At 69.9% G+C, this 12,932-nt stretch carries 10 protein-coding genes; 3 read left to right on the forward strand and 7 right to left on the reverse strand.

All coding sequences use genetic code 11. From position 1 onward, the window contains the following. Positions 1-16 precede the first annotated feature (16 nt). Positions 17-454, reverse strand: a complete 438-nt coding sequence (locus tag OG870_RS20885) for a MarR family winged helix-turn-helix transcriptional regulator (RefSeq protein WP_266583590.1) — start codon at positions 452-454, stop codon at positions 17-19. A gap of 181 nt (positions 455-635) precedes the next feature. On the opposite strand from OG870_RS20885, the gene OG870_RS20890 reads away from it, so the two are divergent. Then, positions 636-818, forward strand: coding sequence for a ribbon-helix-helix protein, CopG family (locus OG870_RS20890; RefSeq protein WP_405624518.1), 183 nt, complete (start codon positions 636-638; stop codon positions 816-818). A 9-nt stretch (positions 819-827) separates the two neighbouring features. Here the strand turns inward: OG870_RS20890 and OG870_RS20895 are convergent, their stop codons facing one another. Then, positions 828-2,279 (reverse strand): NCS2 family permease, encoded by a 1,452-nt coding sequence (locus OG870_RS20895; protein ID WP_327691256.1) that lies wholly within the window; start codon positions 2,277-2,279, stop codon positions 828-830. A 112-nt stretch (positions 2,280-2,391) separates the two neighbouring features. Here OG870_RS20895 and OG870_RS20900 point away from each other — a divergent pair, with 112 nt between their 5' ends. Together OG870_RS20900 and OG870_RS20905 are read left to right on the forward strand one after the other, a co-directional pair. Continuing rightward, positions 2,392-2,682 (forward strand): DUF2530 domain-containing protein, encoded by a 291-nt coding sequence (locus tag OG870_RS20900; RefSeq protein WP_266516620.1) that lies wholly within the window; start codon positions 2,392-2,394, stop codon positions 2,680-2,682. Positions 2,683-2,816: 134 nt separating this feature from the next. Further along, positions 2,817-5,210 carry an HAD-IC family P-type ATPase gene (locus OG870_RS20905; RefSeq protein ID WP_327691257.1) on the forward strand — a complete coding sequence of 798 codons (2,394 nt, stop codon included), beginning with the start codon at positions 2,817-2,819 and terminating at the stop codon, positions 5,208-5,210. Between the two features lie 120 nt (positions 5,211-5,330). Here OG870_RS20905 and OG870_RS20910 read toward each other — a convergent pair whose 3' ends face one another. From OG870_RS20910 to OG870_RS20930, 5 genes are all read right to left on the reverse strand, one after another. Continuing rightward, entirely contained in the window at positions 5,331-6,203 is an 873-nt protein-coding gene (locus tag OG870_RS20910) for a hypothetical protein (protein ID WP_266516627.1), read from the reverse strand. Between the two features lie 226 nt (positions 6,204-6,429). Further along, positions 6,430-7,350, reverse strand: coding sequence for a hypothetical protein (locus tag OG870_RS20915; protein ID WP_327691258.1), 921 nt, complete (start codon positions 7,348-7,350; stop codon positions 6,430-6,432). Positions 7,351-7,405: 55 nt separating this feature from the next. Beyond that, the gene (locus OG870_RS20920; RefSeq protein ID WP_266839793.1) at positions 7,406-8,185 is read right to left on the reverse strand and encodes a DUF5707 domain-containing protein; all 780 of its coding nucleotides are present in this window, start codon (positions 8,183-8,185) and stop codon (positions 7,406-7,408) included. Positions 8,186-8,400: 215 nt separating this feature from the next. Then, positions 8,401-11,604, reverse strand: coding sequence for a sacsin N-terminal ATP-binding-like domain-containing protein (locus OG870_RS20925; protein ID WP_327691260.1), 3,204 nt, complete (start codon positions 11,602-11,604; stop codon positions 8,401-8,403). Positions 11,605-11,856: 252 nt separating this feature from the next. Beyond that, positions 11,857-12,783 (reverse strand): DUF3027 domain-containing protein, encoded by a 927-nt coding sequence (locus tag OG870_RS20930; protein WP_266516638.1) that lies wholly within the window; start codon positions 12,781-12,783, stop codon positions 11,857-11,859. Between the last annotated feature and the right edge of the window lie 149 nt (positions 12,784-12,932).

Consider the following 12,932-nt stretch of genomic DNA (forward strand, 5'->3'; position numbering starts at 1 on the left):
TGTCTGGGGGTGCGGCTTACAGATGTGCGAGCTTCTCCAGCACGGGGGCGGCGGCGCGAAGTTTCGCCCACTCGTCCTCGTCCAGGCCCTCGACCAGATCGGCCAGGAACGCGTTGCGCTTGGCGCGGCTCTCCTTGAGCATCGCCTCGGCCTGCTCGGTCTTGGTGACGACCTTCTGGCGCCGGTCCTCGGGGTGCGGCTCCATCCGGACCAGCCCCTTTGCCTCCAGCAGCGCGACGATGCGGGTCATCGACGGCGGCTGCACGTGCTCCTTGCGGGCGAGCTCGCCAGGCGTGGCACTGCCGCAGTTGGACAGGGTGCCCAGCACCGACATCTCGGTGGGGCTGAGCGACTCGTCGACCCGCTGGTGCTTGAGCCGACGCGACAGCCGCATGACAGCTGATCGAAGGGAGTTCACGGCGGCAGCATCGTCGCCATGGGTGAGGTCCGACATCTCTTTAGCGTAACTCATTACCCTGGCTAAACAAGCTGGCGCGTGCACGGATTCCCGTGACTCAGGCCACTGAAACCCGGGGATCTGGGGGCATCCCCCAGTAAACGCAGCTTCACCCGTACGAGTGAGTCAAGTGCGGAAAGTGAACATCGCTCGAAGCCCGCCAGCGACCCTCGTGTGCATGGGGACCAGCGTGCTCAGCCTGCGGATGGACGGGGAGCTGCTCGAACGGCTCCGGGACCGTGCCACGAAAAGGGGAATGAGCGTCCAGGACTATGTGGTCCGGACGCTCATTCGAGACGACTTCGACGAGCGCTTCCAGGCGGCCGTCGACGAGACGGAGAAGTTCTACGGGGTCACGTGAGCCCGCGCATCACGTCAGGCCCAGGGCCGGCATCAGGTAGTAGAAGGCGAAGACCGCCGAGACGACGTACATCGCGACCGGGATCTCCCTGCCCCGCCCGGCGGCCAGACGCAGCACGACGAAGGTGATGAAGCCCATGCCGATGCCGTTGGTGATCGAGTAGGTGAACGGCATCATCACCATCGTCACGAAGGCCGGCATGGCGATCGTGTAGTCGGCCCAGTCGATCTCCTTGACCGAGCCGGCCAGGATCAGGAAGCCCACCGCGAGCAGGGCCGGGGTGGCCGCCTGGGAGGGGACCATCGTGGCGACCGGCGTGAGGAACAGGGCGATGGTGAACAGTCCGCCGGTGACGACGTTCGCGAAGCCCGTACGGGCCCCCTCGCCGACACCCGCCGTGGACTCCACGAACGCGGTGGTGGCCGAGGAGGAGCTGGCGCCGCCGGCCGCGACCGCGAGACCGTCGACGAACAGGACCTTGTTGATGCCCGGCATATAGCCCTGGGCGTCCGTCAGTTTGGCCTCGTCGCTGACACCCATGATCGTGCCCATCGCGTCGAAGAAGCACGACAGCAGCACCGTGAAGACGAAGAGGATGCCGGTCAGCACGCCGACATGGGAGAAGCCACCGAACAGGCTGACCTTCCCGATCAGGCCGAAGTCCGGGCTGGCGACGGGGTTCCCGGGCCACTTCGGCGTCGTCAGACCCCAGGTCGGGATCTTCGCGACGGAGTTGATGATCACCGCCAGGACCGTCATCGTGACGATCGAGATCAGGATCGCGCCGGGAACCTTGCGGACGATGAGCGCGAGGGTGAGCAGCGCGCCCAGGATGAAGACCAGGACCGGCCAGCCGTTGAGGTGCCCGTTGCCGCCGAGCTGGAGCGGCACGGTGGTCTGGGCGACGTCCGGGATGCGGGAGACGAAGCCTGAGTCGACGAGCCCGATCAGCATGATGAACAGGCCGATGCCGATGGAGATCGCCTTGCGCAGGCTGTAGGGCACGGCGTTCATCACGCGCTCGCGCAGTCCGGTGGCGACCAGCAGCATCACGACGAAGCCCGCCAGGACGACCATGCCCATCGCGTCCGGCCAGGACATCCGGGGCGCCAGCTGGAGCGCGACGACCGAGTTCACACCCAGGCCGGCGGCCAGCGCGATCGGCACGTTGCCGACGACACCCATGAGCAGCGTGGTGAACGCCGCCGTCAGCGCCGTCGCCGTGACCAGCTGGCCGTTGTCCAGATGGTGCCCGTACATGTCCTTCGCGCTGCCCAGGATGATCGGGTTCAGCACGATGATGTAGGCCATCGCGAAGAAGGTGGCGAAGCCGCCGCGGATCTCGCGCGGCAGGGTGCTGCCGCGCTCGGAGATCTTGAAGTAGCGGTCGAGTGCGCCGGACGAGGGCGCGTCCCCCGGCTGTTCGGGGGCGGGGACCTTGGCGGGAGCCGAGGTGGGCATTGGATGTTCCTACGAGCAGAAATGGACGGATGGAAACGGTTTCAGTATGAACATATGAACCCATCGACGCTATCTCCGCGCGTAGACCTGATCGCCTCGTAAGCTGTCCCCCATGGCGAAGTGGACACCCCAGCACGAGGCACCGGAGCCCCTTGAGGGCCCCGTCGTCGCCACCATCACCGGCGGCACGATCCTCTGGTTCGTCCTCTTCCTGGTACAGCTCCCCTTCTACGGCTGGTTCGACGACCGCGGACACGCCTGGTGGGTGTGGACCTGCCTGGCCGGAGGCGTGCTCGGGCTGTACGGCATCTGGTTCGTCAGGAAGCGGGACGCGGCGATCAAGCGGGCGGCGGCACAGGCACCGGGGACGGAGCCGGAGCCGGCTTCCGAGTCCGAGTCCTAGTCCGAGTCCTAGTCGGCCGAACAGGCCTTCCTGCCACCGGCCGTACTACCACCGCACGAGTTCGCTCCTCCCCAGGTCGGATCTTCCGGTCACTCGGCGGGTGAAGCCGCAAATCCGCACGTACCGTCGAATGCATGACGCACATCGACGCCGGCGCCGAGCTCGACCCTGTGCACCCCGTCCCCTTCCCGACGCCGGCGTTGGGCCTGACCGCCGCCGAGGTCGCCGAGCGGGTGGCGCGCGGGCAGGTCAACGACGTTCCGCTGCGCAGCAGCCGGTCGATGGGCGAGATCGTCCGGGCGAACGTCTTCACCCGGTTCAACGCGATCATCGGCGTGCTCTGGCTGATCATGCTGTTCGTGGCGCCGATCCCGGACAGCCTCTTCGGCTTCGTGATCCTCGCCAACACGGGCATCGGCATCGTCCAGGAGTGGCGGGCGAAGACGACCCTGGACTCCCTGGCCGTGATCGGGGAGGCGCGGCCGACGGTACGGCGGGACGGCACCGCCGGAGAAGTGAGCACGTCGGAGATCGTGTTGGACGACCTGATGGAGATCGGGCCCGGGGACAAGGCCGTGGTCGACGGGGTGTGCGTCGAGGCCGACGGGCTTGAGATCGACGAGTCGCTGCTCACCGGCGAGGCCGACCCGGTGGTCAAGAAGCCCGGGGACCAGATCATGTCGGGCAGCTTCGTCGTCGCCGGCGGGGGCGCCTTCAAGGCCACCAAGGTGGGCCGCGAGGCCTACGCCGCCCAGCTCGCCGAGGAGGCCTCCCGCTTCACCCTCGTCCACTCCGAACTGCGCACCGGCATCTCGACCATCCTCAAGTACGTGATGTGGATGATGATCCCGACCGCGATCGGCCTGGTCATCAGCCAAATGCTCGTCAAGCAGCACGGCTTCAAGGACTCGGTCGCGCGGACCGTCGGCGGGATCGTGCCCATGGTCCCGGAGGGGCTGGTGCTCCTCACCTCGGTCGCCTTCGCGATAGGTGTCATCAGACTTGGCCGGAAACAGTGCCTCGTGCAGGAACTCCCCGCCATCGAGGGCCTCGCCCGCATCGACACCGTCTGCCTCGACAAGACCGGCACCCTCACCGAGGGCGGCATGGACGTCACCGAGGTCAGGCCGCTGCAGGGCGCCGACGAGACATACGTACGCAAGGTCCTTGGCGCCCTCGGCGAGTCCGACCCGCGCCCGAACGCCTCCCTCCAGGCGATCATCGACGCCTACCCGGACGTCGATGACTGGCGCTGCACCGAGGCCCTCCCCTTTTCCTCCGCCCGCAAGTACAGCGGAGCCCGCTTCAGCGAGGGCAACGGCGAGTCCAGTACATGGCTGCTGGGGGCGCCCGACGTGCTGCTTGCCGCCGACGACCCGGCGCTCGCGGAGACCGAGCGGCTCAACGAGCAGGGCCTGCGTGTCCTGCTGCTCGCCCGCGCGCGCCACGACCTCGACGATCCGAAGCCGGCGCGGGGCGCCCGGCCCACCGCCCTAGTCGTACTCGAACAGCGGCTGCGGCCCGACGCGGCCGACACCCTGCGCTACTTCGCCGACCAGGACGTCCGCGCCAAGGTCATCTCCGGCGACAACGCCGTGTCCGTGGGAGCGGTGGCCGGAAAACTGGGCCTCACCGGAACGACCGTCGACGCCCGCCGCCTGCCCGCCGAGCAGGACCGCATGGCGCAGGCCCTCGACGAGGGCACGGTGTTCGGACGGGTCACCCCGCAGCAGAAGCGGGACATGGTGGGCGCGCTGCAGTCCCACGGGCACACGGTCGCGATGACCGGCGACGGCGTGAACGACGTACTGGCCCTCAAGGACGCCGACATCGGTGTCTCCATGGGCTCGGGCTCGGAGGCCACGCGCGCCGTCGCGCAGATCGTGCTGCTCAACAACAGCTTCGCGACGCTGCCTTCGGTGGTCGCGGAGGGCCGCCGGGTCATCGGCAACATCACGCGAGTCGCCACGCTCTTCCTGGTCAAGACGGTCTACTCGGTGCTGCTGGCCGTCCTGGTGGTGTGCTGGCAGGTGGAATACCCGTTCCTGCCCCGCCACTTGACGCTGCTGTCCACCCTGACGATCGGCATCCCGGCCTTCTTCCTCGCCCTGGCCCCCAACAAGGAACGCGCACGGCCGCACTTCGTACGACGGGTCATGCGGTACTCGGTCCCGGGCGGGGTGGTGGCCGGGACGGCGACCTTCGTGACGTATCTGATCGCCCGTCACTACTACGTCGGCAAGGGCTCGTTGGACGCGGAGACCAGTGCGGCGACCCTCACGCTGTTCCTGATCTCCATGTGGGTCCTGGCGATCATCGCCCGCCCCTACACCTGGTGGCGGATCGCCCTGGTGGCTTCGATGGGTGTGGCGTTCCTGTTCGTCCTGATCGTGCCGTGGCTCCAGCACTTCTTCGCGCTGAAGCTGGTCGGCGTGACGATGCCGTGGGTCGCGGTCGGCATCGCGGCGGTGGCGGCGGTCGCCCTGGAACTGCTCTGGAAATGGGTCGACCGCCGCGTTCCCGCTTAGCGCTTGGCTTGGCCGGGAGTGCCGATGCGGGCGTTTTGGCTGCGGACCGGTGGTGGCTGGTCGCGCCCACGCGGCGCAGCCGCACAGGTCACAGCCCCGTGCCCCTTCGGGGGCGCGGCGCTAGCGCACGTCGACGTAGTCGCCCGTGGCGTTGACCGCCGGGGTCGTCGAGGTGCCCGCGAAGGAGTAGCGGAAGTAGCCGTCGACCGTGGCCTTGGTCGTCGTCTTCAGGTCGCCCGTCGAGTTCGACGTGATGGTCTTCAGCGTGGTGTAGGTGCTGGAGCTCTTCTTGCGGAACTGCAGCTTCACCGGCTGGCCGGTGTAGCCGTGGTACTTGCCGTCCTCCCAGTTGGCGCGGGAGAGCTTGCCGGTGACCGTGACGGTCTTGCCCTTCGTCACGGGCTCCGGAGCGGCGTTGACCGTCAGCTTGGAGGCGCGCTGGAGGAGGGTGGAGCCGAGGCCGCCCTGCAGGGAGTAGTCGTTGGTGCTGTACTGCAGCGCGAGCGCGCCGGCCGACCACTTGCCTGCGTCGGAGTTGAGCAGGTCGCCGTCTTCCAGGCTGATGTCGATCTTGCCGGTGCAGTTGGCGGTGGTGGTCGAGGTGACCGTGCAGGTGGCGGGGAGCTGGCCGCCGAGCAGGTTGGTGTTCGGGTCGGTGATCGAGCCGCGGTAGATGACCGGGCCGCTGTCGAAGTCGTCCGACGTGACGTCGTAGTTCGCACCGTGGGTCAGCTTGTAGCTGACCGTGGTGGAGTAGTGGCCGGTGGCACCGATCCGGACCGCCGTCGCGATCTTCAGGCCGGAGAAGGTGACGCCCAGGTCCGCGGCGGCGTCGGCACTGCTGAACGCGGTCTTGCCGGAGTGCGCGGCGAGTACCTTCGCGGCCTCCGCGCGGTACGACGGGGCGGAGCCGGTGGCGTGCGCGGCAGGCACGACGAAGGCGGAAAGGGCCAGGGCGCCGGAGACGGCAGCCACGGTGGCGCGTATGCGCATGTGTTCCCCAAGTGGAGAAGTGATCGTGGAGTCTGTTGACTCACGGGATCAGATCCGTGACGGATGTGGCGGGTTGTACAGCTGAGACGGATTTTTGTTCGGGGATTGCAAAGACCTTGCGAGTTACAGAGAAACGGCCGCTCCCGGGGTCCCCTACCGGAAGCGGCCGTAACTCACTGCTGCTTACTGCTTACTGCTTACTGCTTACTGCTGATGCTTGGTGCGCCTACTGCACGTCGACGAAGTCACCCGCGGCGCTGACGGCCGGAGTCGTCGTGGTGCCCGCGAAGCTGTAGCGGAAGTAGCCGTCGACCGTCGCCGGCGTCGTCGTCTTCAGCTCACCCGTCGAGTTCGACGTGATGGTCTTCAGCGTGGTGTAGGTGCTGGAGCTCTTCTTGCGGAACTGCAGCTTCACCGGCTGGTTGGTGTAGCCGTGGTACTGGTTGTCGTCCCAGTTGGCACGGGAGAGCTTGCCGGTGACCGTGACGGTCTTGCCCTTCTTCACGGGCTCCGGCGCGGCGTTGACCGTCAGCTTGGAGTAGCGCTGCAGGTTGAAGGCGGCGGCCTTGTCCGTGACGGCGACACCGACGTTGTCCAGGTTCGGGTTCTCCTGGTCCTCGCCGTTGAAGGCGACGGCGAAGCCGGCGGCCTTCCAGGCACCGGCGTCCTCGTTCAGCAGATCCGCCGGGTCGATCTCGACCGTGGCGGTGCAGGAGGCGGCGGTCGTGGAGGAGTCGCTGCAGGTGGCGACGTTGCTGTCGAACCACCAGATCTCGTCCTCGAACGTGGCACCCCGGTACAGCTCGATTCCGGCGACGAAGTCCGCGGCGTGGATGTTGACGTCCTCGCCGTGGTTCAGGGTGAAGGACACCGGCACCTTCACCACGTTGGTGGTGCCGACGGGGATGTTCTTGCCCTCGTTGACCTTCACGTTCGAGAAGAAGGCGTCCAGGGCGTACGGGGTGCCCTCGGCGTCGGCGGCGCTGCTGAACGCGGCCTTGCCGGTGGAGGCGGAGTGCGCGGCCTTGTTGGCCGGGGCGACACCCGCGGGGGCCTTCGGGCCGTCGGCGGCCAGAGCGGCCGGCGCGACGAGGGCGGAGAGGGCCAGGGCACCGGACACGGCGGCCACGGTGGCGCGAATTCGCATGTACTTCCTCAAATTGGCGGAAAGAGAAAGGGAGTGGGAGGTGGGCTCGCCGTGGCTATCGCACGTCGACGTAGTCGCCCCCGGCGCTGACCGCCGGAGTCGTCGAGGTGCCCGCGAAGCTGTAGCGGAAGTAGCCGTCGGCCGTCGCCTTGGTCGTCGTCTTCAGGTTGCCCGCCGAGTCCGCGGTGACGGTCTTCAGCGTGGTGTACGTGCTGGAGCCCGCCTTGCGGAACTGCAGCTTCACCGGCTGGCCCGCGTAGCCCGAGTACTTGGCGCTGTCCCAGTTGGCGCGGGTCAGCCGGCCGGTGACCGTGAGGGTCTTGCCCTTCGTGACCGGCTCCGGCGCGGCGTTGGCCGTCAGCTTCGACAGGCGCTGGACCTTGAAGGTCTTGACGTTGTCCTTCTGGACGAAGTCGGCGTCCTTGCCGGAGGCGATGCCCCAGACCTTCCAGGTACCGGCGACCGCGTTGATGGTGTTGTAACCCGGCTTGAAGTCGAACGTCGCCTTGCAGTTCGACGTGGTCGCGCTCACCGCGGAGCAGCTGGCGTAGTGGTCGCTGCTGTTGGCGACGGCGCCGCTGTCGGAGTGGTCGAAGTCCGAGCCGTGCCACAGGATGGCCATGGCCGACTTGACGCCCGAGTTGTCCTTGACGGTGAAGGTGACCGTGATCGTCTTCTTCGCAGTCGCCGAGACGACGACCGGCTTGCCGCCGTTCACCACGACGTTCGAGATCGTGGTGTCGCCGTGCACTTCGTCGGCCTGGGCGGCCGGAATGGCGAGAGCGGTAAGGGCCACGGCGCCGGTCACAACGCCGAGGGTGGCACGCATGCGCATGTGTTCCCCACGTGGAGAAAGGGGCCCCGTCGCCCGTCGTTGCGTACGGGGCCCAAGTGATCATGGAGCCTGTTGGCTCAGGTGATCAGATTCGTGACGCGGGTGAATGGTTGTACGGCTGGTGAAAAATTTGTGCGAGAGATTTTGAGATCTTGATCCTCCGGTGGCCGGTCGAAGGATCTCAAGGAACTTGAGGATCTTGAGGGCTCCGACGGTCAGTCGAACCACCGGTCCCGCGCCAGCTCCCCCGTCCGCGACGGATCCTCCAGCAGCGCCGCCACCTCGAAGCGCCGCGGCCACTGCCCGGCGGCCCAGGCGAGCCCAGCGGCCACACCCTCCAGGGTGGCCGCGTGCAGCACCCCGTCGCCGGTCAGCCGCCAGTCCAACTCCACGCCGTCGACGACGAGTTCCTCGTGCTCGACGTACGTCGCGGGGGTACGGGCGCCCAGCAGCACCCGCACCGGGTCCGGTACGTCGTGTTCGGCGCCCTCGGAGTCGACCTCACCGGTGACGGACTCGCTCAGCCGCCGCACCTGGAACAGCTCGGCCAGCTCGGCGGCCCGCGCCGGCCGTACCGGCAGCAGCGGGACACCCTCGGTGAAAGGCAGCAGGTCGGGCGAGTCCACGACCACGGCGTCCGCGGCGTCCACGACCTCGACCCGGCCGTCGACCACGGCACGCAGCTCGTCCGGCAGGGTCACCTGCTCGGGTTCCAGGTCGGCCAACGCGCCGTAAAGGGCGTGCAGTTGGGCGCCCGAGACCTCACGCTCGGGGTCGGCGAGCCGGTCGAGCAGCTCGGCGGCGCCGCCCGGCTCGTCGAGCAGCGCGGCCACGGAGGTACGCACGCCCAGCGACCGCAGCACCTGCTCGTCGTCGAACCCGGTCGCGTCGGCCTCGTCGTAGAGCCCGCGCAGGAGGGGGTCCCCGCCGGAGGCGAGCAGACCGGCCGGCCGTCGGCCGTCGAGCACCGGGTGCCCGCGCAGCCACCAGGCCGTGTAGGGCCGTACGACCTCGTGCGTGCCGTCGGGCAGCAGGATCCGCATCGGCTGGGTGAGCGCGTCCCGCAGCGGCGGCCGGGCCAGCAGGGCCAGGGCCTGCGGCCACTTGTCGTCGTCCACGAGGTCCAGGTCCCGTACGGCGACCAGCTCGGTGGCGACCGGCGGTACCGGCGCGTCCGGGAACCGGTCGAGGACGTCCTCGCTCCAGACGTCCACGGCGTCGAGGAGACCCGCGTCGTCGGGCTCGGCGAAGTCGCCTTCCCTGGGCTCCAGTTCGTCGGGGTCCAACACCACGTCCGTGGCCCGCACGAGGGCGAAGTCGGCCAGCACACCGCACGCGGCCAGCGGTTGCTCGCCCCATCGGTCGGCCAACTCGGCGTCCACCGTCGCGAGTTCGCCTTCCCGGATGACCTGATGGAAGGGGCTGCCGGGGAAGACGAGTTCACCGGCGGGCGCGGGCTCCCCGTCCTCGTCCGGGAGCGCGAGCGCGCCGAGCCAGGGCTCGTCCCCGGGATCCAGCGCCGCGTCCCGCACCAGTGCGAGGACGGTGTCGGCCAGCTCCTCCGCGTCGGGCGCGTCCTGCTCCCAGTCCAGCCCCCCGTCGTCGTCGAGGGAGGCGGCGACGGCGGCGCGGACCTGCGGGGTGGTGAGGACGGCGCGCGGCGTCGCCGGAAGCGCGCCGAGTTTCTCCAGCAGGGGGTGCGTGGCCTCCGGGTGGGCGACCTTCAGCCCGAGCCGGGCGAGCACCTCCGGGTCGGTGTTCGTGGCATCCGGCGAGGGCAGCAACACCTGGCGCGGGCCGATGGTCGTACGTCCGTCGGCGAGCGGCACGGGAAGTCCGGACAGCCGGTCCGGATCGACCCCGGCGAGGCTGTCGTAGAGCCGCCGCCACCAGCCGGGCTCCTTCTCCAGCCCCGCGAGCCGGTCGACGGCGTCGGTGAGCGGCACCCGGGCGACGCCCAACGTCCGTAGCTCCACCCGCCGTTCGAGCCCGGCGGGCAGCAGGGTGGGCAGCACCTCGGCCAGCACCTTCACGGTGTCGGCACCGGCGCCCTCGATGATCTCGGCGTCACGGGGACGGAGGGAGCCGCCGAGGTGGAGACCCCGATCCTGCTCCCCCGCCAGTACGGGGCCGGCGAGACCGTCGCCGGGCTCACCGGGCTCGCCGAGTTCCACGGCGTCCTGGCTGCCTTCGGCCGGTGCCACGGCCGGCGGCAGGAAGGAGGTCCGCGGGAGCCGCTCCAGGATCGCCGCGCGCAGGGCGCCGTCCAACTCCCCCTTCCCCAACGGGCCGGGGACGAGACCGATGATGCCCTCGGTCACCGGGAGCCAGTCGGCGAGGAGTTCGGCGTAGGCGTCGGCCGCGCGCTGGACGAGGAAGTCGGTCAGCGGGCCCGGGGCCGCGCGCCGGCGGGTGGTGTCGAGGGGGAAGGACCCGATGAGGAGGGCCGGGACGCCGAGGGGCTCGTCGCTGGGCGTGGGGGCGTGCACGACGGGGCTCGTACGGGGGTGGGCCGGGCTGCCGTCGGAGTCGGCCGGCACGGCCCAGGTGACGGACCAGTGGGGGCGCAGCCGCTCCTCCACCGGACGGTCGGCGAGGAGGTCCGGAGTGAGGGGGCCCTGCGTGCAGACGGTACGCCAGCGGGTGGTGCCGCCTCGGGTGTCTTCCACGACGGTGAAGGGGCCGTCCGTGCCGCGGCGCAGGGTGCGGACGCCGTCGGTCTCCACCACGACCTCCTCCAGACCCGGCAGGGCGAGGAGCAGGGCGTCGTCTACGGCCTCCAGCAGCCGCTCGGCGAGGTCGGCCGCAGCCGTGTCGCGCAGGGGCAGGATGACGACGGTGTCGTACGACTCCGGGGCGGTCCCCTCGGCGGCGAACGGCAGCCGCAGCAACGGAACGTGTCCGTCCCTGCGCCGGATCTCGTCCCCCAGCCCCGGGCTGTACCGCGCCGTGTCCGCGGCCAGCTCACGGGCCTCGGCGAGCGACCAGCGCACACCGCCGTGCCGGCCTACGACCGCGGGCTCGTCGGTGACGGCGATCACGGCCGCGAACCCGACGCCGAAACGCCCGACGGCGCCTTCGTGGGTGTCCCGCTTCGCGGAGGCGCGCAGGGTCGCGAGCGACTCGACGCCGGCCGCGTCCAGCGGGGCGCCGGTGTTGGCGGCGACGAGAACGCCGTCGCGGAGGGTGAGCCGCAGGCGTCCGGGGACTCCCGCGCGAGCCGCCGCGTCCGCCGCGTTCTGAGCGAGCTCGACGACGAGCCGGTCCCGGTAGCCGCCGAGAACGAGGTCCTCCTCGGCGTTGGCGTCCTCGCGGAAACGGGCGGGGCTGGTGGCCCAGGCGTCCAGGACTCCGCGGCGCAGACGGGCGGTGCCGAACGGGTCCGCGCCCTCGGGGGCCGGCCGCACGAACTTGCTCACGTTGACTCTCCTCATCGGCCCACTTCGGCGTGAGCACGAAGGTACCGCGAGATGTTCACCGCCCCCGCCGCCCCTACCCGTCCCCACCCCAGGGGCTCCGCCGCCGGACCCCCGCTCCTCAAACGCCGGAGGGGCTGATCCAACGCCGGCCGGGGCTTGGTTTTCAGCCCGTCCGGCGTTTGAGGACGAGGCCGTTCAGGCCGAAGCGGGGGCCTGGGGGGCGGCAGCCCCCAGGGACGTGTACTCGCAGACCTACGAGTGTCCCAAATCGGCCGCTTCACCGTCGGAGACGACCGGGACGGAACCCGAGTCCGCCGCCGGCCGCAGCGGGAACGGATCCACCCGCGTCTCGTCGATCACCGGAGGTGCCGGCTGCGGCGGCTTGGGCATGACCGCCGCCTCGGAGTGCCCCCCGCAGCCGTACGAAAGAGAGACCACCCGGCCGTCGGCCGGCGAGAACTCGTTGGCGCAGACACCGAACGCCTGGCCCAGCGAGCCACCGATCGGCTGGAGGAAGCCACAGCTCGCACAGGACGCGGGGGCCGCCTGAGCCATCGGCGTCTTGGAGCCGTACGCCTCGTCCCAGCGGTCCGCGGCGACATGCAGCCCGTAACGGGACAGGACCCGGGCGCGGCGCACGCCCAGTTCCTCGGCGACGGCCGCGATGGAGCCACGCGACGGGGCGACCGGCAGGCTCGCGGGAGTGCCCGCGGAGACCTCGGCGTCCTCCGCCTCGGCCAGCTCCGCCAGCTCCTCGGAGAGCGGCGAGTTCGGCGGCGGCTCCTCCGCGCCGGTGAAGCCGGGCTCCAGACGCAGGTCCTCGGCGTCGGTGGGCAGGAGGTCGCCGGGGCCCATGTCGCCGGGGCGCAGCCGCTCGCTCCACGGCACCCACTCGGGAGCCAGCAGCGCGTCCGAGCCGGGCAGCAGGACGACCTCGTCCAGCGTGACGAACTTGGCGCGGGAGGCGCGCGCGACCGTCACGGCCCAGCGCCAGCCCCGGTACCCGAGTTCCTTGCACTCGAAGAAGTGCGTGACAACACGGTCGCCCTCGGACTCCAGACCCAGGTGCTCGCCCACCACCCCGGGCGCGGCAGCCTCCTCGGCTGCGCCGCGGGCGAGGTCGACGGCCTCCGCGCACAGGCGGTCAGGGGTGCGGCTTCGCGTGGTCGCTGCGCTCACAGGTATCGCTTCTCTCCTACGCCGTCACTCGGGTGCGCCGGCCTGAAGGCGATGGGAGCGGACGGAGCGGACCGAAGGACCGCGTCGACGTCCGCGCCCGATCGCACTCGGGCGCACCTCATACATCCATTCTGCGGGATGTCCGAGAG

Origin of the sequence: Streptomyces sp. NBC_00461, assembly GCF_036013935.1 — a bacterium.
Taxonomy (GTDB): domain Bacteria; phylum Actinomycetota; class Actinomycetes; order Streptomycetales; family Streptomycetaceae; genus Streptomyces.

What these genes read in the sequence shown, in the direction of transcription:
- OG870_RS20920 (WP_266839793.1), bottom strand. Translation starts at nt 8,185, where the DNA reads ATGCGCATGCGTGCCACCCTCGGCGTTGTGACCGGCGCCGTGGCCCTT.
- OG870_RS20905 (WP_327691257.1), top strand. Translation starts at nt 2,817, where the DNA reads ATGACGCACATCGACGCCGGCGCCGAGCTCGACCCTGTGCACCCCGTC.
- OG870_RS20910 (WP_266516627.1), bottom strand. Translation starts at nt 6,203, where the DNA reads ATGCGCATACGCGCCACCGTGGCTGCCGTCTCCGGCGCCCTGGCCCTT.
- OG870_RS20890 (WP_405624518.1), top strand. Translation starts at nt 636, where the DNA reads ATGGGGACCAGCGTGCTCAGCCTGCGGATGGACGGGGAGCTGCTCGAA.
- OG870_RS20915 (WP_327691258.1), bottom strand. Translation starts at nt 7,350, where the DNA reads ATGCGAATTCGCGCCACCGTGGCCGCCGTGTCCGGTGCCCTGGCCCTC.
- OG870_RS20900 (WP_266516620.1), top strand. Translation starts at nt 2,392, where the DNA reads ATGGCGAAGTGGACACCCCAGCACGAGGCACCGGAGCCCCTTGAGGGC.
- OG870_RS20895 (WP_327691256.1), bottom strand. Translation starts at nt 2,279, where the DNA reads ATGCCCACCTCGGCTCCCGCCAAGGTCCCCGCCCCCGAACAGCCGGGG.
- OG870_RS20885 (WP_266583590.1), bottom strand. Translation starts at nt 454, where the DNA reads ATGTCGGACCTCACCCATGGCGACGATGCTGCCGCCGTGAACTCCCTT.